We start from the raw sequence: 23,606 nt of genomic DNA, 5'->3' as shown, positions 1-23,606 counted from the left end.
TTATTTGTCCTTTTTATTTGTTTTTTGTTAGAGTGTAGTCACTATTTGAGGCTTGTAAAAGGCTAAGGTTCCTTTACTACAAACAATTAAGGCAACAGCGGATGGTACAATGGGTATCCAATACCCGTTAATTAATAAGACTAAACTGAGTCCTGATAATAAAACTAATGATGTACCGATGGCGAGGATCTGGTATCGGCGTTTTTGGATGAAGCCAACTAATAATCCGCCGACTAAGGAACATCCCCCAATCCACAATACGTCACTCCAGAAATGTCCTGGTTGAATTAAGGGACGTTTATCCAGTACCGCGCTGAGAATCTGACTCACGCCATGCGCCTGAATTTCTAAGCCGCGCATTTCTCCGTAAGGGGTATGGAAGCTATCTTTTATGCTGGTGGCGGTAACGCCAATTAATATTACCCGATCCTTGACCCATTGGGGATCAATTTCATCTTGGAGAACTTCTGTCAGTGTCACGGATTGGGCGATGGGTTGAACCGCACGGTAGTTGAGCAGGATTTGTTGACCTCTAGAATCATAGCGTTGATATCCGCCAGCACGGGGTTTTAAATCGGCAAAAATAATATCTCTAAGCTGTAAGTTGCCGTTTTTGGCGGTAAATGTTGGTAATATATTCTCGGTAGCTAAATAGCGAAAGGCGAGTTGAACATTAAGGGCGTAGGGCGTGAGACAGGGTGAGGTTGAGCTAACCCTTTGATATAATAACTGACGCCGTAGTGGACCGGTTTCGGTGTTTTTGCTATCCACTAATACATTACTAAAGCCGAGATTTTCCCACGGAATATCGGGGAAAGACGCGGTTCCTTTATCGCTTTCACTGCTAACTTTACAGATATGAATCACCCGATTGGTTTGGCGCAGATAGGTGGGTAAATCGGTGGATGATGCTCGCCGTGCGTCGCGATAATGAATTGGGTTATCTCGATAGATGTCTAAGCCAATCACTCGCGGTTGCATCGATTCCAGTTTCTGCAATAATTTGACTAGCACGTCATCGGATAAAGGATAGCGGTATTTGTTGATATCGGCTTCGGTTATTTTCACCAGCAATAGACGCGAGTCTAAGGCTTCGGTTGGGCGCAACCGGATTAATCCATCCAACCCTTGCAATTCTAACCCTTGCAATAAACCCAGCGATCGCACCCCAATCACTACAACGCTGACAACCCCACTGATGGCGGGAATTGTCCAAGCTGGGGTCTTGACAGAATGCTCAACTTGTGCTGGAAGTTGGGTGTTGACCCATTGGCGATTAAAGATCGATTTATAGATAGGGTTATGAACTCTGAGTTTACCCTGACGTTGAATCACCAACCCCGATAGCAGCAATTCCTGTTGTTCGTGACTCTCATCGGCGAGGATTTCCCCCCGTTGTAAGATTTGCTGATAGAGGCGGAGTAACGCTGTTGCACCATGGTGACTGAGGAGGATGCGATCGCGTATGGTTCTCAGATGTTCGGGATGATCCGTGAATTCCCAGTTTACCAGAATCTGCGATCGCACGATTTGTTTCACGAACCCCCATTCATTGGTGTCGGGGCAAATTTTACCCATAACGCTTCTCGATAAAACCCCAAACGCAACCCAACCCGCCCGACTTATCGCCAGGGTTTTCCCCATAAAATTATCGCCGAAATCGATAACTCGCCTCAACCCATCCTTGTCGATAACACTGTCTAACTGAGAGTCACAGGACAGTTGCACCAACTGACACAATTTTTGCGTCAGAAACGGTTGACCCGCCGTCCAATATAATATCGCTTCCAGCACCTTTCGCGGATGCTTAACCCTTCCTTCAAACCCTTTGGTTAAAATCAGCGCTTCATCCAGTTTAAACCCCTGTAATTCAATCGCTTTGCCAATATTAAACGGTGTTTTGGTTTTATCTTGGATTAAATCCGATGGACTTGCTACCCCCAATAATGCAAAGGTTAAACGCTGACATCGCCTCTTTGTATCTCGTCCATTATAGTAAGCTCGAATTAAGGCAAAAAAATCATCGCTTGGAAAGGATAAACTCAGCGTAATATCAATTTCATCAATAAAAATAACTAAATTTTGAGTAATAATATCCAGCACAACCGCTTCAATAAACTCCCCCAACCGCTGCACAGGCGATAAGGAGTCATGATCATCCCACCACTGTCGCCATTTGACGCGCTTCGCTAGTCGCAATTCACTAACTAAACGATAAGCAATTCCCTTATACCATTGCTGTTCATTCGCCTGACGCCCAATGCGAGTTAAATCAACCACCGCACAGGCAATTCCTGCGGCTTCCAGGCGTTTTTTGGTTTGCACTCGTAAACTAGATTTACCCATTTGTCGGGAATTTAGCACATAGCAAAATTCTCCTGCTTTTAATCCTTGATAAAGTTCTTGATCAGCAGAACGCATCACATAACTCGTCGCAGTCGGCGGTAAACTTCCGCCAACATGATAGTCATTTGTCATTTATCATTCACCCTCCCTCGTTCCCAGATCTGAAAAGGGAATGCCATTGGCGAGGCTTCGCCTCCCGTCAAAGGCTAAAGCCTTTACTACGAACATTAATTAATCCTCCGCCCAATTCGCCAATCGAGAGCCAAAATAGTCACGATAAAGATCACATCTGATTCTTACCTTGTTTCCAGTTAAATGCACCAGTCCCAAACTTTCAAGCTGATAGGCAAGTTTTGACGCCAATTCTACACCATTGCTTGCCTCCACCACCTTCTTTAGTGCCGGAATCAATGCTGGATTATCCTGCAACTCTCGCCAAATCTTTCGCAAATAATTCCCATAAATCCCCGCATCCGTCGCCGCTTCATTGAATAGCCGTTCGAGTGTGGTATTTCGGAAAGTTTTGAGTCCAACTAACGCTTGCTTAATTAAGCCCGGATGTCCTCCCACCCTATTGATTAATAAACTGGCATCAGCCTTACTTAATACCTGCCCATGCTGTTGTGCTAATTCAGTTACTTGTTCGGCTGTAAATTCGGGTAGAGGAACGGTTAATCCTACATTAAACGGCGAGTGATTGATATCCAGCGGAATATAAGCTTCCGTCGAATGAGACACAATTAATCGCAGTTTTTGCCAATTATCGATAATTTTACTATCTTCATGCCATGCCCGCAGCATACCGAAAAAGTCTTGGGCAATAGGCAAATGAGGAAAAAGGCGATCAACCGTATCCAATCCTAAAACCAGGGGACTATCGATTTGCTCTAATAAATAGTCCTGAAAATAAGCTGAGCAGTTATCATTACTACTGAGATCCCCATCCCAATATTCCTGGAGTTGTAGCGGTTTTTGTAGTTGACGACTGACATTTGTACACAACCAACGCAAAAATTGATCCAGATCTTGCACCACCGATTCTTCCGGTTGACATAAATTTAAATAGACTTTGCGATATCCTTGTTGTTGAGCCAAATTCAAAACTCTTGCCATTAACTCCGTCTTCCCCATTTGCCGTGGTGCCTTAATCCGAATCAATGCACCCGGTTCACAAAGAGTTTGATAACAGAGGGATTCAATCGGGGGGCGTTCGACGTAAGGATGATTCGCGATTGGAGAGGGGTGAGGAAAAGCCGTTGCTTTTATCACTCCTTTGCCATCGCATTGACAGATCATATACCCTTTTTTTAGCCAATCTCGGACAATCTTAAATTTTCCCTTTTTATCAGTATTAAGCTGAGGGCAACTGGTAACCAAATGAGTATAAACTCCCTTTCCCAGTCGCCGTTGCAGCGTCACTTCACTAATATTCAAATCCTGCGCCACCTGAATATCAGAGCGTGGCAAATTTCGTTCAGTAAACCGAACCAGGAAAGCTTGTCGCTCATCTTCTCCAAACAGATTATGAGCATCAGCGACTCGTTTTAGAAATGCATCCCACAACATATAGCAAATTCCGTGTAAGGTAACGGGTAGGGGCAGGTTTAGCCTATAACCAGAGGATACCACCGATAACTTCTCCACAAAACCCGCCCGGATTCAAAACGGTGATACCTTTTGATACCTTTTGATACTTTTCGATACCTTTTGATACTTTCTGTAAATTTCAATGCAATAGGTTAGCGGGCAAATTGATAGGTTTCAGGGGGTTAGGGCTGGCAAGTTTGCCCTTTAATAAGGATAGTCCGAAAATCTACTGATTGGAGCTAGGCAAGAATGAGAACGCCGGATTCCCTATTTTCTGGCAAAGGACAAATGGCAAATGATGATCCTGAGTTTGTATCGGTTTACAAATAAAATGCCAACCTATGTACAAAATGGAGTATTCTATAGTCAGTGAATTCCGAAAATGGATTACTCAAGTCAACCACAAAGTCATATTCATAGCCGTAGGGTGTGTTAGCGAAGCGTAACGCACCGCTATTAAAGCCCTAGTCAACAACGGTCAAATTCTTCCCTCTAGATAAGCCCAAAATCAGATAGTGGGCGAGGGCTGGTTTTAATCATTAAATTATCTTTAGAGTGTCAAAGTTTTTCCTGAAACCTGCCCCCACCAATCTAACTACAGGTGTTTCCGTTGCAAAATTACAGATACCTATTTGCATTCAACAGAAACGCTTATTCCACCGATAATCGGTTCAAGGAGAAAACGATGTCTAATAGTAACACACCATTACTTGCCACAAAACTGATCAGTTTAACCGCTGCACTTGGCTTAATTGTGACCACAGGAGAAGCCGCAAAAGCCGCCACATTAAGAGCGTTAAATGAAGGAGATATTCTCAATGTCTCTGCTGAATGTCTCAACGATGGTGGAGCGCTAGTGATCGAAGAAAACCCCAAGGATGACTATGACTGGCAAAATAGTGAAGATTCCCCCAATGATGGCGTTGATGGCGATATCATTGGCGGCAAAGATAATCGCTATGAACTCTACGGGATGTCTGTCAAGGAAACAGTCGATAGCATTTTTGTTGTCCTCAATGGCAATATGCCTTTAACCGGTGTAGAGGGAACTGGCGCGGATGACAGGAATACGGGTTGGGGTGATTTATTCATAAACTTGACTGATCAAGACTTTACCACAGCGAGCGAAGTCGGTGATTTATTTGCCGTTCGTTTCTCTCCCAACAGTGATTCAGGCGCACCTAAAGTTGGTCTATATGCCAATGTCACCGCCAAAAGTGTTACAAAAGAAAACAATGGTTTTGGCAGCCTAGAAGCCTATAATAATGCTGTAGTTACCCGAAACTGTATTCCCGGTTTATGTGAACCCAGTTTTGGTGATTTACCTGCCACAACAACCTATTTTGATCAAGGTCAAAGTCTCAATTCTATTGCATCGGGAGAGTTTATTGCCGATATTATTTATCTGAGTGATTCTGATTTAATAACGGCAGGTTACGACTTAGATAAGTTTGATGGCAATTACAATATTGGCTTTAAGTTTGACAAATCCGGTATTTGCGAACGGGATTACTGTGAGTCTGTACCTGAACCGAGTACAGTCTTTGGGTTAGCCACCGTAGGCTTAATTTTTTCCAGTCAAATTCGTAAGCGTCGTCGGATGTAAACAAGTAGAGACGTTGCATGGAACGTCTCTACTTTTCGGTTGCACCCAGATTGAACTAAACCCGCCCCGACGAAGGTTTCTAGGCTTCCCGTGAAAAGTTAGAGTCTTGAGCAAAGTTTCCTAGCCGTCGTTAATGACAGTTTCCAAGGAGGGATAAAGACAATGATTTTAATTCGGCAAATTGTCCAACAAGCTATCACCAATGGTTATCTTAGCGTTGAAGCAGAAGACCAACTCCGGCAATTACTACAAACCACGAAATATGGTTTAGAAGACATCAACGCCTTTATGAAATTACAACAAGCCGTAATTGCGGGAATGGTGCGGCAAAAGTCGCGAGAATTGAGCGCTGAAACAACATAGAATACAGGGTAGGGCGCAGGTCTGTCTTATGTGTCAACTTGAGCTTCAAAAAGAAAGCGATACCTTGATCTGACCCCACCCTAACCCTCCCCTGATCAACCCCACCCTAACCCTCCCCTTATAAAGGGGAGGGAACCGGGAGGGAACAAGGAACTAATTCATGTTCGTAGGGGCACGACAGTGTCGTGCCCTTATACCAGTTTTCTCTTACGCCGAGAATAAATGGTCGATATCCTTATTTTATCCAAATTACCTAAAAATCAATCATCCCCACCCCCGTTATAATTCAGTCCGCGCAGGCGGACTTGGTTTGTGTAGCAGCGATTTCAATCGCCTCCTCAAAAAGGGGGTAACTTTCACACTCCCCACCGCCAGGTTGTGATACCTTCTGATACCTTCTGATAGCAATAACCAGATTGAACTTGATACCTTGCGGGGGGTTCTGCGCCAAGAAACCCCTTTTTAATGAATATAGTTCTAGATCATGATTTTAAGGAAAATAATTCTATGGAAAGTTCAGATGTAGCGACAAGTAAACAGACAGCCACTGTACCGTCTACAGCATCCAGCACCAAGGCGCGATCGCACAATGGTGTTTTCCGATGGCTGACGAGTTTTTGGAATGGTTTATTCGGCTCAAAATCACCCCCTCATAATCAATCCCTGGTTGACAAGTCTCCCGTATTGCTACAAGCGTTTATCCTCGAACCCATGTACACCCCCAGTGGTTTGGTGGATGGCATTGATGATACACCCGACTTAGCGACAATGGACATTGATACCCCCGAACTCCCAGAATTGGGTGAGGATTGGGATATCTCAGATGAGGATAGTCAAACCTTTAGCCATGGGGATGGGGATGTCGATTTAATCCCAGAAGATACCGCTGATAGCATTGCCGAAACGACGCCAGAGACGCCACTGTTAACGGATCAACTTGAAGATATTCCCTTTATCAATCCCACCTTTGAGTCTGGCACATTCACCGTCGGTGAAACCGGAGACGTGAGTATTGATTTCCTCTTTGATGGGGGTAACTATCAGGGAGAATTAGCCATCTTTAGTTTAGATGGCATGGATGAATTTGAACCCGGTTCAGAGGAATTTATCCAGGAAGCCGCCTCTCGTGCGTTGAGTGATTCAGAATTAGGTCATATTGCCATTGCCGATCAAACTGAAGGCGCACGGTTTTCTGATGAACTCGCAGAAGTTAATGATAACGCTGGCGAGTATTTGGGTGTAAAAACATTCCAAATGCGTCCAGGAGATGAATTTGGCGTAATGCTAGTACCAAATAGTACGGTGCAGCAGGTCTTTGATAACCCGGATGCGGGGGGTGCAGTACGTCCCCTATTTTCCATGGCAACGGCAAATCCAGAAGATGCCTTCCATACTGGACAAATTGCCGATGTTACGGGCGATGGTAGCACGTTTGTTATGGAAGATTTGCGCGTAGATGCTGATTGGAATGACCAGGATTATAACGATATTGTTTTCCAGGTGCGGGGGGCTACAGGTAAAGCCGCGTTGATGGATGATGTGGTTGACCCCAATCACGATTGGCGCGGTACAGATATGGGTGAGGCATTGACAACTTATGCCAGACCTTATATTACTCCAGATACGCCTGATGATGGTGGACTATTAACCGATGAATTAGTCGGAGAATCTCCAACTGATGACAGTCCAGTCGATGAGAGTGAAATCGTCACCGAACCCACGACTGAAGAATCAACGGATGTTGTTATCGATGAACCTGTTAACAATAGTGAAATCGTTACCGAACCCACAACAGCTTCTGAACTCGCTGAACCTGTCCAGTATGAGTTTCCCCAGGAAAATCAGCCGTTAGTCGGCATTATTGATACAGGCTTCAGTGAAAATAACCCTGATATTGACTATAGCCGAATCAGTTTAGGGCAAGACCGGATTGATGGCGATAATAACCCTCTGATGGAAGCTGGTGAGGGGAATGAACATGGCACCCATGTCTTAGGAATTATTGGGGCGACTCAAGATAACGATATTGGCGTTGAAGGGATTAACGATGATGCGCCGCTTTGGGTTGGGCGTGCTGTTGGTTCTGGCAAGTGGGCAGAATCATTAGTGGAATTTGTTGATGCGGCGCAAGAATCGGGACAACCCAATGCTGTAGTTAATCTGAGTTTAGATTTAACCCAAATTGATGCGGATGGAAACGTTACCACTCGTTATGAGTTTACCCCAATGGAACGGGCGGCGATTGAGTATGCCCGTCAGAATAATGTCATGTTAGTGGTGGCGGCTGGCAATGATGGGGATGTGATGTCGGTATTAGGACAGGCTTCTCAGGAGTTTGACAATATCCTCACCGTGGGGGCGGCGGAACAGTTTGACCCCGAAACGTCGGTTTGGAAGGGGTCTGACCGCACGGATTATTCCAGTTATGGTCATGGGTTGGATGTAATGGCTTATGGCGGAACTGCGGATAATCCCCAGTTGTCCTTGACTGGGGAAGGAACCAGCGGTATGGCGGGGACTTCCGTAGCCACGGCGAAGGTGACGGGGGCGGTGTCCCAGGTTTGGGCGGCGAATCCTGAGTTGAGTTACCGCCAGGTGGTTGAGATTATTAAGAATACAGCCACGGATTTGGGCAGTACGAGTCATGATGCTGAGACAGGTGCTGGCTTGTTGAATATAGCGGCGGCGGTTCATTTGGCGAAAGCCACGACAGCCCGGGAACACAGTACACCAGCTATCTTAAGTCCTGAAACTTGGAGTGGTGAAGGGGTGTTTACGCCAGGTGAACGGGCAGTTCAGAGTGTGATTGTGCCTCCAGAATGGCGGCGGTGGTATTACGGCTGGCTCAATGATAATAATCCCAGTGACACGTTTGCATTCTCGATTGATGAACCGACTCCGCTACAGTTTTCGCTGAACTTTATGGGAAGTGCCGTTCTTCGCAAGAATGGTCAAGTTGTCCTGGAGGGTAAATCTGATGGAAATATGCTTTACGCGGGTTCAGATGGAAAACTCAGTCCTGGTTCCTATGTTTTGACAGTCAATCGTGGAAACCATTCCAAAATTGATGAATATCGATTGATCATGAACTTTTTGGAAGGCAGTCAAGGTCAAGAAGTGCCGATTATTGACTATCTTCCCAGTCCAACACCAACACAGCCTCCGGATGAAGATTCACCCATCACAGATCTCCCAGAATTGATTAAGAAAGTGGCAGAAAAGCGAGCTAAGGAGGCAATCCTTAAAGCTTATCAAACTAATCAAGGAGAGTTGGATAACTCTCTGGAAGACATCCAGGTTCACTGGAAAGCATTTGACGGAATGAATGTGCCTGCCGTTCACTATTTTGATGGCGGCTATATTATCTGGAACGGGGTAAAGGCAATTACTTATTTCACTGGGACAGGGCATCAACTTCCTAATATTGACCTACCTGAAACCATTTATCCAATTTGGCAACCAACCCCCCCAGTCAATATTATTGATGTTCCGGATGGTCGTCACATCTATCCTAATATGCGGGGTAGTAGCGAATACTGGGTGGATTTAAAGGGTAGTAAAAATGTCATGCATTTGGCGGCGCGAGATACAGTGCTGACTCACCCAGACTTACGCACCACAGTCTATCGTGACCTCGGTAATGGTCGGCTGCAACAAGTCCCCCTGACTGGCGTTAATCCTGATGACAATTATGCAAGTTTCCAGAATTTACGGGCTGGAACATATCTCATTAAAGTGGACGTTGCACAGGACAAAGCGAACGTTCCCTATGAAATGATTGTGAATCTAGACCAAGCTGGGGATAGCTTGGCAAAAACCCGCAACTTGAACCGAGAGTATGGAAAAATTGATGGTAAGCGCATCATTGTCAGCGATCATGTGGGTGTTCCGCAGGGTGACAAAGATTTATATGCCTTTACCACCAGTAATTTCCAGCCAGTCTTACAGTTTGCTGTTCGTAGTTTATACAGTGATTTGAATCAAGAAACCAAGAATCGGCTGCTGGATGGTGATATCAAGATGAGGTTGTTAGATTCTAATGGTAATAAAGTATTGTCAGTTGATTCTGTCAACCGCAAGCCTACATTCGCAGCCGAAAACCTGAAACCTAATAGCAAATACTATATTGAAGTCACCGCAAGGAATGGTTCTCGAACAAACTACGATCTGGTCTTAAACTTTGAACAACTCTGGGCGCAATCTGGGCGGCATGAGTTTAAAGGTTTGACGGGTCAACTTGAGTATAATTTCCGGGTTGATAGTAATGCGACAGATCGCACCCTACACACAGCAGTGCGAGATGTCAATGGTAAGATAATTGACTCCATTCACTACACCTCTAAAATTTACCGACAACAGAATGGGCAATGGGTTGCTGTCAATCCAAATAGCACTGGTAACAGTGTATTTCGCTATGATTCTCTTCGACCTGGTAAGTATCGGGTTGTGATGACTCCTAAGCCATCAATGCCTTCATCTTCTTACACCTTTGTTCATAACTTAGATCAAGCAGGGCAGACTCGATCTGATGCTCGGAATCTAGGTCAAATTGGAGGGAAACGGGTTACGGTGAATGACCACGTCGGAGTACCGACTGGTGAGCTGGATTACTACAAATTTTCCACTGGCTCCGATCCTCGACTCTTACAATTTGCCGTTCGTCATCCAAGTGGTAGTGGTAGTTTACCTCTGGAGGGAGATGTTGAGTTAATTTTGTATGACAAGAATGGCAAGGAGTTGAAGAAAGTTAATTCTCGGAATCGGAAGTCAACTTATGACGAATATGAGTTGAAAGCAAACAGCGAATACTATGTTCGGGTCAAGGCTCAATCTGGTGATAGTGGAAACTATCACTTGGTTTTAAATGCGGAGGTGAAACGCAATACTGGTGGTACTAATCCTAATCCAAATTACATTTACACAAATGCTGACTACTTGAATGCACTGTATCAAGACAATATCAACAATAGATTGGGGTCTAACAGCCACAATCACGATCACATTATTCGTGAGGCAGTTGATTCGATAGACGGAGATAGTAACCCGGGGATTTATGCCTTAGTTGGCGGTGAAGTAATTGAAGCCAAAAATGGGAAAGAAGTTAGTTCTAAGTATTGGGGATACAATGGAACGGTTGCTATCTACAATAAAGAGCTTAACCAAACATTCATCTATTGGCATTTAGCCGAAGGTTCAATTAATGAGAATTTACAAGGTAAAACTATTGCAGCAGGTTCTTTAATTGGAAAAGAAGGTAACACAGGTGCAAGTTACGGATCTCACACCCATGTAGAAGTGCATAACAATCGAGCATACGTTAATATGTCTAATCCTTTGAATCCTCAATCTCCTGCTAATAGTGGTCGGCTTCATGTACCAACTGTATTTCAAAATGCCGTAAGAAAGGGACTTGTGAAACTGTATAAATAACGCACATAACCGCTCAAAAACCACCGTTTGACACCGGGAATTGAATAAAGGGCGACCCGATCAAATTAAGCGGACACCGTTGTTAATTAATGCAAGCGGGTCGCCCCTACACCCGAATTAAAGGTGATAGTCTGCCAGGTGCGATCGCCCTCTCTCTCCTGGTTTGCGCCAATCCCTAGAGCGATCGCCCTTCCCCTGAATACGCACCAATTTCTGATGATCTCAATCCATCAATCTTCAATATCTCGAAGCATCCAAATCTCTAAACCCGCGTTGGGAGAACGAAGTGTAGCATCATTGGTTAGAAAAACCCTGCATCCAGCTTCCACAGCCGTCGCTAAATGTAGATCATCAATCAAGCCTAGATTGCTATTCCCTCGTAACCGGGCGGCTGCAATCACCACCGCCTGAGTCACCGGGCAAAACCTCAGATTAGGAAAATGGGGTAAATCCTGAGCATATTCTTCGGCAATGTCCGGATATCCATCTCGCAAGGGTTTAACCATTAATTCAGCCAGCACCAAATCAGAGGCAACCCCCTGGCACTTCCCTTGCTCAATCATCTCTAAAACTTTCCGAGCTAGTTCGCCAAACTCTGGATTTCCTTCTAAAGCATAAATGAAAATCACACTGTCGAGAGCGATCGCAACCCCATCCAGGTCATCTAATCGCGCCATGACTCCCGTTCCCCACGAATATAGGCAACAGCATCCACCCCCTGCCAGAGATTTTGATGCTTGGCAAACAGGCGCGATGTGTAACTGGGAACGGGCATCATCACCACAGCACCATCCACGACTTTGATTTCTAAGGCATCCCCCGGCTTCAGCTTTAATGCTTCTCGAACCGTCACCGGAATCTCAATTTCATAATTGCTACTCACTTGAGCCACAGTCATCGGCTAAACCTGAATCATTTGATTCCAATCATATAGCAATTTTTATCGTTTATCCGGAACTAACAAACTATGGATAACAACTGGATTTGTCCCGATATAACAACCTATTGGAAACTCAGCCAACAACGAGACTCCAGCCAATTCATCCTTCACACCCCAGATAACCACCATCACCATCAATTCTCTCCCCCTGAAGCCCAAGCCTTACGCTATTTCACCGGACACTATACCGTCAACCAAATCCAACAGAAACTCGGCGAAACCCTCCCACCCAATTTCGTCAAACAACTCCTGCAAAAATTAATCACCCTCAACATTCTAGCCCCAGAACCCTCCCACCTAAACCAACCCTACCCTACCCCATCCTTAAATCCAAATCCCAATCAACCCCATCTCAAATCCAGCCTGCAATGGATTCAACACACCGACAACTATTGGATACTCCGTAACCCCGAAGATAGAACCTTTCTCCAACTCAACAACCAAACCAAAACCGTAATTAACGCCCTCGAACACCTCCCCCCCAATGCTATCTGCCAAACCTATAACATTCCCCCCAACCAACTGCGAACCTTACTCCAGCAACTCGCCGCCACCGCCATGCTAGAAGGAACCAAACCCCCGAAACCCCGCCGAGGCAAATTCACGCCCCTACAACTGTTATATTTCCGCATTCCCCTGTTTAATCCCGATTCTTGGTTAAGCCGTCATGTTAATAACCTGTCCTGGATTTGGACAAAGCATTTTGCTCTCACATTAGGTCTATTTTTAACGGTTTCTCTAATTATTGGACTGCACCAGCGTCAGGAAATTTTAGCGATTGGACAAAAACTAATCACTATAGAGGGTAGCAACTTACTTCTCCCTTTTATCCTCCTCGCCTTACTCGTGGTTTCCCTCCACGAACTCGGTCATGCCTTCACCCTAAAACATTATGCCAATCAAGTTACTCACCTGAATCTGCAAGTATCAGAAATGGGAGTATTTTTCATGTTTCTCATGCCTGCGGCGTATACAAATACCAGTGATGCTTATTGTCTGATGAAACAATATCAACGAGTTCTGGTTGTCGCCGCCGGGGTTCTCTGTCAACTGATTATTGCCGCGATCGCGCTTTGGTTATGGAATGGTTCTGTATCCGGGAGTTGGCTATTTACCACCAGTTATCTATTAATGGGGGCGGCATTATTTACGGTTGCCCTTAACCTCAATCCTTTGGCTAAATTTGATGGCTATTATCTCGCCGTTGCCCTAACTGGGATTAATAATTTACGTAGTCGTTCCTTTAAGTTTTATGGCAATCTGCTGCGACGGAAACCCATCCAAGAACGTCCCCGCGACGCCTGGATTCTAGCAGCTTATGCCCCGTTTAGCTTCCTCTATCTGCAATTCGTTTTCGGATTTATTCTCTATCGAGTAGTAGGCTGGAGTTTTGCTAATATTCCAACTCTGGCGATGAGTTTGTTGGTTGTCTGGGCGATTTATTTCTATTTTCCCCGCGATCAATGATTTTATGTATTTATTAGGTGTTGATTCGGGGCGGGTTTAGTTACATCGGGGTGAGAGAAGAAACGATAATAGTAAAACCCGCCCCTACGGAAAAATTAAAATTATTTCACTCGGCTGGGGCGGGTTTAGTTACATCGGGGTGAGGTAAGAAAGGATAATGGTGAAACCCGCCCCTACAGAACATCTAAATTATTTCACTCGGCTGGGGCGGGTTTAGTTACATCGGGGTGAAAGAAGAAAGGATAATGGTGAAACCCGCCCCTACGGAAAATCTAAATTATTGTTACCTCTGGGTAAGGTAAGAAATGATAATAATGACCCCCGCCCCTACAGGAAAATTAAATTCAGGATTATTTCATCATGAATACTTCCATTAATTCTCGTCAAAATCAACTGAAAGTTGTGCCGCCACAACCTAAACCCCCGGTACAACCAGCATCAGATTCCCCGGCTTTGCCAAAACCGGAAAAACGAGCATCTGTTAACCTGAAAAAATGGCTCCTAATTACCGCAATTATCGCAGGTGTCGGATACGTTACCTTTATCCCCGAATTCCCTCACTCAGTACGCGGAGAAGCAGATATCACCTCTACCTCAAACGCCCGCCAAGATGTTACCTTAAAAGTGGCTGGTGTGATTAAAGAAATCTATGTAAAACCGAATCAACCTGTCCACAAAGGTGATAAACTCGTACAATTAGAAAGCCAGGAGATCGAAAGCGCGATCGCAAACGCCCAAACTGAACTGGGAAAAGCCCAATCCGCCTTACAAGACGCCTTGCGATTAGTCGAAGATTTACGGGCGAACCATACTGAAATGCTAGTCTTAGAAGACAATGCCCGTCAAGCCGCTAATAGAGTTCAGCACGAACTTGCTAGCATTCATCAAGGAAATTCTCCCCCCCAAATTCAAGCATTAGAACGGGATATTCAAGGACTTTACCAGAAAAAAGAACAACTTTCTGCCAGTCTCTCCCTTCGTCAGCAGCGTCTGAAAACGATTAAAGCTGTGAACCAAGAAGCGGGGAGTTCAGTGATTCCGGCGATTCGTGTTGATGAACTTCTGGATGATACTTATAGCCGCCAAGCTGAACTGGCTGAACTGACCAGTTTAATTAGCAGAAAACAAGCTCAAATTCAATCCATTATCAAAGAAATTAACGATCAATTAACCCGCGCCCAAGCTGAATTAAACGCCGCCACCGCCGCCAGAGTTTCGGTTGAAGAAAATCTTAACGCCGCCCAAATTGTGGTTAAGGATCGTCAGCGTCAAATCGAAGAATTAACCGCAGAAGTTCAGCGTCAACTATCCCGGCGAGAGCAACTTATTTTAGTCGCAGATACAACGGGAACTATCATTACCGAAGACTTAGACTTGCTGAAAAATACTTGGCATTCTGCGGGTAAAAAAATCATGGAAATTGTTGATTTATCTGACTTAACCGTCATTGCCAAGATTCGCCAAGAAGATGAAAAGTTTATCCTCAGAGGAGATAAAGTCAAGTTCTATAAACAAGGAGAACTGCAACCTTATACCACGGCGGTGGAAAATAGTTCCTCAGCCCTCCAATCCGATGAAAACCAAATTAAACCTATATGGACAGTACGACTTTCGATTACTAATGATGACACGAATCCCATGAAACCGGGAATGACGGGTTATGTCTCCATAGAAACTCGACCGATGACCCTATTTGCTAAACTCAAGCATGAAGTTCTCAAAGTTGTGCGTCCAATTTTTATCTAAAATTGTTTTCTTAATCCCCAAACCAAAGTCGTTCGAGTTCCCTCCCCTTGCCAAGGGGAGGGTTAGGGAGGGGTAAAAGGGAGTATGTCAAATTTGTACACATTTGTAGGTTGGGTTGAGGAACGAAACCCAACAAAATCTAAATGCTTTAGCCTTTACTACAAACCCACTTAGTTCCATTCTGCGATCGCGGGCAGTAAAATCTTACTTAGAGGATGCTCGATGTACTCTTGTAGTCGGGTAATTCCGGCACTTTGTACCGCTTCTACAACCTTGACTTTTAGGGGAGGATTACTCTCAATCTGTTTAATCGCGGCGGCGACAGCAATCACTTTTTCTAACGGTGTTCTTGTCGGACAAGTTTGAGTCAATTCGTGCAAAAGTTGCTGAATTTCTGCGGCGACTTCTGACCATTTTGGTTCGGAGAGATCCTGATCCAGTTGTTCTAGAAGTCGGTGAACTTCAGATACCGCCTGTTGTAGATTAGGTTGGATAATCGTGCTGTCGCTTGGGGAAGGAGGCTGGGAACTGTTATCTGCTCCCTCTGAAACCCTAGGCATTACACTGTGATAAACAGGTGGTTGAATATCAACTTTAATCTCCGGTGCGCTAGCCGTTGCGGTGTAATTGACTGGAGGTTGGTGTGGCTGTTGGATTTCGACTTTGACTTCTGGTACACTGGCGACGACTGCATTCGTTTGTTGGACTGGAGAATCTTGAACTTGGGTAACCTCCGGACTCACTTTTACTTGAACCGTGTTGAGATGCTGACGCCATAACTCAGTAAACTCTCCCGGCGTAAAAGTTCCCTGATTGGGATAGCGTTTTTGTTGACCCGTTTGCAAGTAAATATAATCACAAATTACTTCATCTAAGTTTGTGGTGCTGTCGATTTGCCACTCTTGCAAGCAGGTTCCTGTTAAGATCGCTTTGTTGAAGTTCGCCGATAAGACTTGGGTTTTTTCTAAGTTAGCTTCACTGAGATTTGCCATCCGCAGATTCGCTTCACTTAAATTAGCCATCCGCAGATTCGCTTCACTCAAATTAGCACCACTGAGGTTAGCAATTCTCAGATTCGCTTCACTCAAATTAGCACCACTGAGGTTAGCAATTCTCAGATTCGCTTCACTCAGGTTAACAGCCGTAAGATTAGCGTCAATAAAATTAACTAGGGTTAAATAGGCTCCATTTAAATCCGTACCCGTTAGATTGGCTTGATTTAGGTTAACCCCTCTCAGGTTAGCACCCCGGAGATCTGCGCCACTGAGATCCGCACCTTGGAGATTCGCATCAGTGAGATTTGCCATTCTCAAATCAGCATTCTGGAGGTTCACCCCACTAAAGTTTGCCTCATTCAGATTAGCTCTGCTTAGCTCCGACTGACTCAAATCGGGTACGAGTTGCGGATTCTCCTCCCGCCACTGATTCCAGGTTTCTACGCCTTGTTTGAGTAGAGCCCCATGTTCTTCATTTGCCATTGACTGCTAACCTCTTCACTTGCTCTCCTGTCGCAGCTTAGCTCAAGAAAACAGTAACCTACAATAGTTTTGAGTTTTGAATTTTGAGTTTTGACTTTTAACCCTTCGCCACCCTTGATGACATGGTTTTGCTACCCTACAATTCCGGTATCTCTGGTGTCTCTGGTGTCTCTGGTGTTTCCGGTATCTCTGGCGTCTCTGGTGTCTCTGGTGTTTCCGGTATCTCCGGCGTCTCTGGCGTCTCTAGCTGACTGGATATGGTTTGAAACCGCTCAGGCGAACCCAGGGAGTAATCCTCTAGACGAAAATCCCCAAAGGGTGTGTTTTCTAAGCGCGATCGCAAGGCTTCATCTACAATTACACCGGGGGTTTTATTCTTCACGCCAATAATAATAATACTACGCTGGTACGACGTGGCATCTTGATCCGGTAAACAATCGTCTCGGTTAAATTGACCCAGATTTAATAGGCGATAGTTTTCTACCGATGGAACATCCCGAAATAACTTTTTCGCTAACAGTTGGATTTGCTCGGCGCGTCTAAAGGCTCGCTGTTCTTCTCCCACTGGAGTTCCTTCACAGGAAGCGGTTCCCACGGAAATAATTTCACTGGGATTTTCCATCAGGCGCTGTATCCCTTCCTCCTCCAAATTTGACCGTAACGCATCAATGGGGATAATTTGTTGATTATAGTTGACTTGAAAGGTACTCCCCAGTTTCCATTTATATTCCCGTGAAAGTACCGCCACACTAAATTCAGCCGTTCTCCCCTGACTATCAGTTCCTTCAACGTAAGGAAAATAATCTACATCTCCCTTTCTTTGCGGCGCTTGTGCTGGAGTAAATATCCAAACCCATTGAGAATCTAACCCGCCTGAACCGATAATTCCAATCCCTAAAATAACCAGTATGGCTAACACTAAAATGACCACTTGCCAGCGCCCAGAATGGCGTTCTGGGGCGGGTTCGGATTGAGGGAGGGGAGCGACTCCCACTTTCAGGGTTTCGGTCAATGTGGCGGGTTGATGCTCTAAGGCGTCCAGGCGTTGTAGAATAGCTTGGGCTGTTGGCGGGCGATCGCGAACCTGTCGCGCCATCAACTCATCGATTAACTGCAACAGGTTTGGGGAAATCCCGGTGGTGTGATTCCGCCAGTTTAATGTATCCGTTTGAGCATCATACAACTGGCTGGGATGATGTCCGGTTAACAAAAAGACGAAAGTACGTCCCAAGGCAAAGAAATCCGATTGTCTAACGGCTTCCCCATTGATTTGTTCGGGAGCGGTATACCCGGATGAAATAACGGCTGTAATCCCGCCGCCAGCGCCCACTTTAGCTAGATAGGTGCGGGTGACTTCTCGTGCTGTACCAAAATCAATTAACACCAACTGCCCATCAGGGCGGAGCATAATATTAGAGGGTTTAATATCCCGATGCAGGTACTGCTGATCATGAATAAGCTGTAGAATAATTGCAAGCTGTTTTAACCACGCGATCGCTTGCGCCTCAGAAATGGGTCGATTGTGCTGTTGTTCTAACCACTGCTCTAATGTGGGTCCCTCTATCTTTTCCATCACCAAGCAGTGCAAGCCTAACCCATTCCGTGTCTGATAGAGGAACGAACTATCCACTTGCGGAATACCCGGATGGTTCAGTCGCCCTAACACCACCGCCTCTTGTTCAAACAGTTCCACCGCCTTGGCGTCACTGTTGAGATGATCCTTAAGAACTTTCAGGATTTTCGGCGTACTCCCTTCATAGACTTCGTAGATATTGCCAAAGCCACTCTTATCACTAATCAGACGCATCACCCGATAACGCCCATTCAGCAGCAACTCTGAGCCACAGCTTTGACAGAAGCGCTGATGCTCATTCTCTGAGGTGTCGGGTTTTGGGCAAGTGGGGTTAATGCAAAGGGGCATAGGTGGCGATAGAATAGCGACAGTCTCCCTATCTAACTATAAATGAATCGGGTTAAACCCTCTCCAAATCAACCCCACCCTAACCCTCCCCTTATCAAGGGGGGATTAAGGGGGGTTAAGGAATTGGCAACGAGACTCCAACTCTCACAGGCAAAGCTTTTCACTCTAAGTTGACACCAATGGGCAATGCTGTAACCTTACAGATTACGATAAGGAGTGAATATGGGCTGCTCAACAACAATCCGAACGATTCAAGACTTACAAGCGCGGCGGGATGAATTACTTGCCATTTTCGCCAAACATGGCGCTCATAGTGTACGGGTATTTGGCTCTGTCGCACGGGGAGAAGCAACCGAACAGAGCGATATTGATTTTTTGATTGATTATGATCGAAACTGCACAAGTGCTTGGTTTCCCGGAGGATTGATCAATGATTTAGAGTCTTTCTTGAACAGTAAGGTAGACATTACGACAACTCGCGGATTAAGTCCACTAATTGCTGAGAATGTATTCCAAGAGGCGATTGAACTATTGGGGGAATCGGGGGAGATGTCGGAGACGTGGAGGGTAGTGTAGCCTAAGCTTTATAGCTAGTTGAGGGTGGCTTGTTCGACATCGAATTCAGTAAAAAAAATGCTAGGCATAATTCATAATTAATAATGTATTGTTAGCTGACTAGCATTTCTTTAAATTCTTCTCGCCTCGACCAATATGCGATATCAGATACTTCTTGTAAAAGGCGAATATTTTCTGAACTCCATACATCCAATCTATTATCAAATAATGAGATAAAGCGTAAATTACTTTCTGATTGTTTTAAGTAGCTGAGGTCAGACCAAGCACTAAAAACATTATCAGCTCTGTTATTCGCGACTGTCTTACTTCCTATACTAAGAACATTTATTAACGAATTATGTCGAGGGGGTTGGGTATAAAAATCTAATTTTCGAGAACGACCAGAGCTACCCGTAATTTTTTTGTCTTGTTCAAAAGGTATTTGTGCTTCTTTTAATAATTCTACAATATCCTCAATAATTGGCTTAAATGCTCTTGTTTTAAAGGTAAACCAAATATCAGAAATTCTAAACGCTGCTTGAGATAAACGTGTGATTGCCGAAGCTAAATTTTCTTCTTTTTGTATCCGAAGTATAAGCATTCCCCGGGATCGCTCGATTCCATGAGTTAAGAGGGTATCTTGAATAAGGGTTTCTTGCTTCTCGGAACGCTTAGGAGATCTGGTTTGCATGTGCAACCAGCGTAGAGTTTCACCCAAATCTGTTAGTACATACTGTCCGTCTTTCTCTTTTAAAAAGAGATCAATTACGTCACCGTCTGGGTAGAGGTAGGGGGTGCGGATACGGATAAAGCCGTTGACGGTAGAGCAGGTAAACAGCTCTCCGATAGTTTTAGCTATTTCTTGGTAAACGGTAGACATCAGAGGAACAGATCCAACTGTAACGGTGGTGGTTCTTGCATAATTCCATTATGGGTGATTTTTGACTCTAAACAAAACTGCTGCCATACTGTGACTGGCTCAGTGATAAGAGCCGTTATGTCGGGTGGAACATAGGCTTGTTTATCTCGATAATGTTCGTCCCAGCGATGCTTGTGTTTGTCTCCTACTTGTTCGCCATTGGGATTTTTGTGGTCTTGCCCCAAATCTAAGCCATAAATCCTACCAGCAGCTCGATGTATGATAACATAGCTAAGCTTCTGAGCAAATGCGTTATAGCTTCCTTTGATAGAAATCGGATAACCAGCATCCGAAACTACCTCTGCACGAAACTCTACAGCAGGAGAATGATCCTCATCATCATTCCATAAGATATCTCCTTCTATTCGTTTAGTTAAATCGCTTATTATTTCCTCAAATTCATTTTGAGATAGCATAAATGCCGCCTGTATAAACGGTATCTTTATTAAGATAAATCTAAGGGGGTGACGAAATCAACTAATAGATTCTACGAGCAAGTTTAGCGGCTTCTAGATGGGCTATTAAGACTTCTAAGCCGTCTTGTAAAGCTTGTTAGTCATTAATTACTTTGATTGTCATCTTCTATCTCCAAAATAAAATCAACCTTAAAACGGAGGAACCTCATTTCCTTAATCTTAACCCCATTACCAACTTGCCCAGCCACGCGATCGCACAATCCTCTATAGTGGTATAACGCCTCATAATGAATCAGTCTCCCGGCGTGGTAGGAACCGAAATATCATTTAACCTAGCTGTGCGATCGCGCTACCATGTATGGATAGCCTTACACTTGACAAGGAAAGAAAAAAAACTAGGGGTGGGGAAACCCGCGTAGGCGGGTTTTGTTTGTGTAGCTGCGGTTTCAACCGCCCAGCGATTTCTCCGCGTCTACAACCGCCCAATTAACTATTATGTCTAATCGCTATCATGTCTAATCGCGCCGAAACCATAGCCAAAATTATAGAACAACGCCAACCCTTAGTTCAGAGTATTGCCGATGTCGAGGAACATCTGAGAAATCTGACTGACTTGCTCCGCTCCCTAGATCAACGGCGTCATATCTTACAGGACAAACTAGACGAACCCGAAGTGTGCGATCGCCTCAGCAAAATCGACTTTTCCCCATTGCGCTTACAGATTAGCACGCAACTGGATCAACTGCATCAACTTCGGCATCGCTTCTCCCGCCATACCTTAAATATTGGCGTCGTTGGACTCATGGGTCAAGGGAAAAGTACCTTCCTCCAGAGTATCAGTGGACTCACCGATGATGAAATTCCCGCCCTCCGAGGCGGCGCTTGTACCGCTGTTCGCAGCACCATTTATCATCAACCCGGAGACACCTACGCCGAGGTAACCGTTCATTCTGAACAGACTTTTTTACAAGAAGTCATTCAGCCCTACTATCAGGAATTAGACTTAGCTGATCCTCCCAAAACCTTAGACGAATTTGCCGGAACATTACCGGAATTTTCGGGAAGTGATGCGACCAAAAACTCAATGTATGAGCATCTCAAAGAAGATTATCATAAACACTTACCCATGTACAGACACTTACTCCTGTCTGGCGCACCCCGAAAACTTCCCCCCATTCCCAAAGAACGGATTCATGAATATGTCGCCCAACGCCGCTTTCCCCAAGGCGAACTAATTACCTTTGACCATTTAGCCGTTCGCGAAGTTAAAATCTTCTGTCCCTTCAAAAATTCCGATGTCGGTAAAATTGCCTTAGTGGATGTACCCGGTTTAGGAGATACACGCTTAGGCGATGAAAAACTCATCCTGGAAACCATCGGACAAGAGGTGGATTTAGTAATTTTTATTCGCCGTCCCGATAGACTCCGTTATGGATGGGAAAAACGGGATACGGATTTATATAATACCGCAGCCGAGGCATTAAATAATCTAGAGAATCGCTCATTTATGATTCTCAACCACGTCACCGGAACCGATGACAACCTGGAAGCCTGTCAGAAACATCAAATCAGTATTCACGATAAACATATTGATGTCATCCGCTGCCAAATTGCCGATTGTGCTAATCCAGAGGAAACCAATGGGATTCTTGATTTAGTTCTCAACTATCTGGCAAATAACATCACCTATTTAGACGAGCAACATGCCCGTATTTACCAGAAAAAACTCAAGAAACTGCAAATCTCAATTAATGACGAACTGGAAAAAGCCCGTCTAGTTTTGTCAGGCGGATTAATTGTGGACGATCTTAATGAACAAGCCAAATTTTTGCGCCTATTCAACAAACTTTGGGCAAATCTAACGCGAGGGCTGGAAGAATTATTAGATCACCTGGATATCGCCAAGGATCGCGATGAACAAGATATCTTTAAACAACAGGTTGAATCGATTATCCAAACCTGCAAAAGCGATACCGGACTTCCCACGGAGGAACCCCTGAACGAAATTATTGCCCGACGGTTTGAAGAAGGGGATTGGCAAACCACCTACGCCAAATACCTCCATGAAATCCGCAATCATCTCACCCGCCATTTCCACGCTATGGACATGGGGTTAAAAGAATATGTGGAACAGGCAAAGTTTCAGGTGACGGAGGTACTGATAAATCAAGGACAGTTAGGAGAACTTACACCAGGTAGAGGCTCAGCCTTTCTTAGAGCTATGGCAGAAATCATTCCTGATAATCTAGTTCGACTCAAGCACGCCTTCCAAACGCTGTCGAATTTTGAAATGTCCTATAAAGCCAACTTTCATTATCGGATTCGCCCCCACTTAGATAATCTCAATCCTGATAAAACCAATCTTCGCTTATCTCCCTCAAATGCCACAGAGTCGCGGGAAATTAAAGCCAAGGAAACTTTAACCTATTTAGAAACCTTGCAAGAAGAAGCTGTGTTTAAATGTCAACACGCCTTAGAGAATTTTTACGGAGAACCCGGTCAAGCGGCGTTTGCTGAGGTTGAAGAGTTTGTCGATCAGGTTTTGCGAGCAAAAGATGTCAAGAATGAATGGCAAATCTTTCTCTTTCAAGAAAAAGCTCAAGTTTGGTCGAAGGAGTTTGGTGAAAATCAAGAAGGCGATGATCGTCAGCAGTGGCTATCGTTAGTCGATCAAGCCATAGCGACTAACTCGCTCAAAGAACTCCAGTTCTTAAATTAATTGAGAATTCGCGCGATCAATTCGTTCGTAGTGAGCGCTGTCTTCGCCGTTCGTAGCGAGCGCTGTCTTCGCTTCCGGGTGGCGATTCAAAAAAAGCAATCCGCTTTCATAAG

15 protein-coding genes are annotated in these 23,606 nt (G+C 44.8%); 7 read left to right on the top strand and 8 right to left on the bottom strand.

Annotated features, from left to right (window positions below; all coding sequences use genetic code 11):
• Positions 1-27 precede the first annotated feature (27 nt).
• Both ACLGGO_RS23430 and ACLGGO_RS23425 read right to left on the bottom strand, forming a co-directional pair.
• Positions 28-2,478 (bottom strand): CHASE2 domain-containing protein, encoded by a 2,451-nt coding sequence (locus tag ACLGGO_RS23430; protein ID WP_446421109.1) that lies wholly within the window; start codon positions 2,476-2,478, stop codon positions 28-30.
• 99 nt (positions 2,479-2,577) lie between these two features.
• Positions 2,578-3,912, bottom strand: coding sequence for an AAA-like domain-containing protein (locus ACLGGO_RS23425; protein WP_446421108.1), 1,335 nt, complete (start codon positions 3,910-3,912; stop codon positions 2,578-2,580).
• 706 nt (positions 3,913-4,618) lie between these two features.
• Here ACLGGO_RS23425 and ACLGGO_RS23420 point away from each other — a divergent pair.
• The 3 genes from ACLGGO_RS23420 (at position 4,619) to ACLGGO_RS23410 (ending at position 11,332) form a co-directional block, all read left to right on the top strand.
• Entirely contained in the window at positions 4,619-5,539 is a 921-nt protein-coding gene (locus tag ACLGGO_RS23420) for a PEP-CTERM sorting domain-containing protein (protein ID WP_446421107.1), read from the top strand.
• 162 nt (positions 5,540-5,701) lie between these two features.
• Positions 5,702-5,902, top strand: coding sequence for a hypothetical protein (locus ACLGGO_RS23415; protein WP_446338501.1), 201 nt, complete (start codon positions 5,702-5,704; stop codon positions 5,900-5,902).
• 507 nt (positions 5,903-6,409) lie between these two features.
• Positions 6,410-11,332, top strand: coding sequence for a S8 family serine peptidase (locus tag ACLGGO_RS23410; RefSeq protein ID WP_446421106.1), 4,923 nt, complete (start codon positions 6,410-6,412; stop codon positions 11,330-11,332).
• A gap of 230 nt (positions 11,333-11,562) precedes the next feature.
• On the opposite strand, the gene ACLGGO_RS23405 is transcribed toward ACLGGO_RS23410, so the two are convergent.
• Together ACLGGO_RS23405 and ACLGGO_RS23400 are read right to left on the bottom strand one after the other, a co-directional pair.
• Positions 11,563-12,009: a type II toxin-antitoxin system VapC family toxin gene (locus tag ACLGGO_RS23405; RefSeq protein ID WP_446421105.1), complete on the bottom strand. Its 447-nt coding sequence runs from the start codon at positions 12,007-12,009 to the stop codon at positions 11,563-11,565.
• Positions 11,997-12,230, bottom strand: coding sequence for an AbrB/MazE/SpoVT family DNA-binding domain-containing protein (locus ACLGGO_RS23400; RefSeq protein ID WP_446421104.1), 234 nt, complete (start codon positions 12,228-12,230; stop codon positions 11,997-11,999). The genes ACLGGO_RS23405 and ACLGGO_RS23400 overlap by 13 nt, the downstream gene beginning before the upstream one ends.
• Positions 12,231-12,299: 69 nt before the next feature.
• Between ACLGGO_RS23400 and ACLGGO_RS23395 the strand changes: the two genes are divergently transcribed.
• Positions 12,300-13,739: a hypothetical protein gene (locus ACLGGO_RS23395; protein ID WP_446421103.1), complete on the top strand. Its 1,440-nt coding sequence runs from the start codon at positions 12,300-12,302 to the stop codon at positions 13,737-13,739.
• Between the two features lie 360 nt (positions 13,740-14,099).
• Positions 14,100-15,485, top strand: a complete 1,386-nt coding sequence (locus ACLGGO_RS23390) for an HlyD family secretion protein (RefSeq protein WP_446421102.1) — start codon at positions 14,100-14,102, stop codon at positions 15,483-15,485.
• Between the two features lie 170 nt (positions 15,486-15,655).
• Here the strand turns inward: ACLGGO_RS23390 and ACLGGO_RS23385 are convergent, their stop codons facing one another.
• Both ACLGGO_RS23385 and ACLGGO_RS23380 read right to left on the bottom strand, forming a co-directional pair.
• Positions 15,656-16,963, bottom strand: coding sequence for a pentapeptide repeat-containing protein (locus ACLGGO_RS23385; protein WP_446421101.1), 1,308 nt, complete (start codon positions 16,961-16,963; stop codon positions 15,656-15,658).
• Positions 16,964-17,099: 136 nt separating this feature from the next.
• A complete protein-coding gene (locus tag ACLGGO_RS23380; RefSeq protein ID WP_446421100.1) occupies positions 17,100-18,884 on the bottom strand; it encodes a serine/threonine protein kinase in 1,785 nt (594 codons plus the stop codon).
• Between the two features lie 222 nt (positions 18,885-19,106).
• Here ACLGGO_RS23380 and ACLGGO_RS23375 point away from each other — a divergent pair, with 222 nt between their 5' ends.
• Positions 19,107-19,460: a nucleotidyltransferase family protein gene (locus ACLGGO_RS23375; protein ID WP_446421099.1), complete on the top strand. Its 354-nt coding sequence runs from the start codon at positions 19,107-19,109 to the stop codon at positions 19,458-19,460.
• A gap of 91 nt (positions 19,461-19,551) precedes the next feature.
• Here ACLGGO_RS23375 and ACLGGO_RS23370 read toward each other — a convergent pair whose 3' ends face one another.
• Both ACLGGO_RS23370 and ACLGGO_RS23365 read right to left on the bottom strand, forming a co-directional pair.
• Positions 19,552-20,319 (bottom strand): DUF1828 domain-containing protein, encoded by a 768-nt coding sequence (locus ACLGGO_RS23370; RefSeq protein WP_446421098.1) that lies wholly within the window; start codon positions 20,317-20,319, stop codon positions 19,552-19,554.
• Complete coding sequence (locus ACLGGO_RS23365) at positions 20,319-20,774, bottom strand: DUF6978 family protein (protein WP_446421097.1); 456 nt, start codon at positions 20,772-20,774, stop codon at positions 20,319-20,321. Before ACLGGO_RS23365 ends, ACLGGO_RS23370 begins: the two co-directional genes overlap by 1 nt.
• A 511-nt stretch (positions 20,775-21,285) precedes the next feature.
• Here ACLGGO_RS23365 and ACLGGO_RS23360 point away from each other — a divergent pair.
• Positions 21,286-23,493, top strand: a complete 2,208-nt coding sequence (locus ACLGGO_RS23360; protein ID WP_446421096.1) for a dynamin family protein — start codon at positions 21,286-21,288, stop codon at positions 23,491-23,493.
• Positions 23,494-23,606 lie beyond the last annotated feature (113 nt).

Source organism: Coleofasciculus sp., assembly GCF_046565525.1.
Lineage (GTDB): Bacteria > Cyanobacteriota > Cyanobacteriia > Cyanobacteriales > Coleofasciculaceae > Coleofasciculus.
Note: the sequence above shows the minus strand (reverse complement) of the source record. Positions and strands in the feature narration are given on the sequence as shown.

Excerpts from the sequence above, each read along its gene's own strand:
- ACLGGO_RS23430 (WP_446421109.1), bottom strand. The coding sequence starts at position 2,478 with ATGACAAATGACTATCATGTTGGCGGAAGTTTACCGCCGACTGCGACG.
- ACLGGO_RS23425 (WP_446421108.1), bottom strand. The coding sequence starts at position 3,912 with ATGTTGTGGGATGCATTTCTAAAACGAGTCGCTGATGCTCATAATCTG.
- ACLGGO_RS23420 (WP_446421107.1), top strand. The coding sequence starts at position 4,619 with ATGTCTAATAGTAACACACCATTACTTGCCACAAAACTGATCAGTTTA.
- ACLGGO_RS23415 (WP_446338501.1), top strand. The coding sequence starts at position 5,702 with ATGATTTTAATTCGGCAAATTGTCCAACAAGCTATCACCAATGGTTAT.
- ACLGGO_RS23410 (WP_446421106.1), top strand. The coding sequence starts at position 6,410 with ATGGAAAGTTCAGATGTAGCGACAAGTAAACAGACAGCCACTGTACCG.
- ACLGGO_RS23405 (WP_446421105.1), bottom strand. The coding sequence starts at position 12,009 with ATGGCGCGATTAGATGACCTGGATGGGGTTGCGATCGCTCTCGACAGT.
- ACLGGO_RS23400 (WP_446421104.1), bottom strand. The coding sequence starts at position 12,230 with ATGACTGTGGCTCAAGTGAGTAGCAATTATGAAATTGAGATTCCGGTG.
- ACLGGO_RS23395 (WP_446421103.1), top strand. The coding sequence starts at position 12,300 with ATGGATAACAACTGGATTTGTCCCGATATAACAACCTATTGGAAACTC.
- ACLGGO_RS23390 (WP_446421102.1), top strand. The coding sequence starts at position 14,100 with ATGAATACTTCCATTAATTCTCGTCAAAATCAACTGAAAGTTGTGCCG.
- ACLGGO_RS23385 (WP_446421101.1), bottom strand. The coding sequence starts at position 16,963 with ATGGCAAATGAAGAACATGGGGCTCTACTCAAACAAGGCGTAGAAACC.
- ACLGGO_RS23380 (WP_446421100.1), bottom strand. The coding sequence starts at position 18,884 with ATGCCCCTTTGCATTAACCCCACTTGCCCAAAACCCGACACCTCAGAG.
- ACLGGO_RS23375 (WP_446421099.1), top strand. The coding sequence starts at position 19,107 with ATGGGCTGCTCAACAACAATCCGAACGATTCAAGACTTACAAGCGCGG.
- ACLGGO_RS23370 (WP_446421098.1), bottom strand. The coding sequence starts at position 20,319 with ATGTCTACCGTTTACCAAGAAATAGCTAAAACTATCGGAGAGCTGTTT.
- ACLGGO_RS23365 (WP_446421097.1), bottom strand. The coding sequence starts at position 20,774 with ATGCTATCTCAAAATGAATTTGAGGAAATAATAAGCGATTTAACTAAA.
- ACLGGO_RS23360 (WP_446421096.1), top strand. The coding sequence starts at position 21,286 with ATGTCTAATCGCGCCGAAACCATAGCCAAAATTATAGAACAACGCCAA.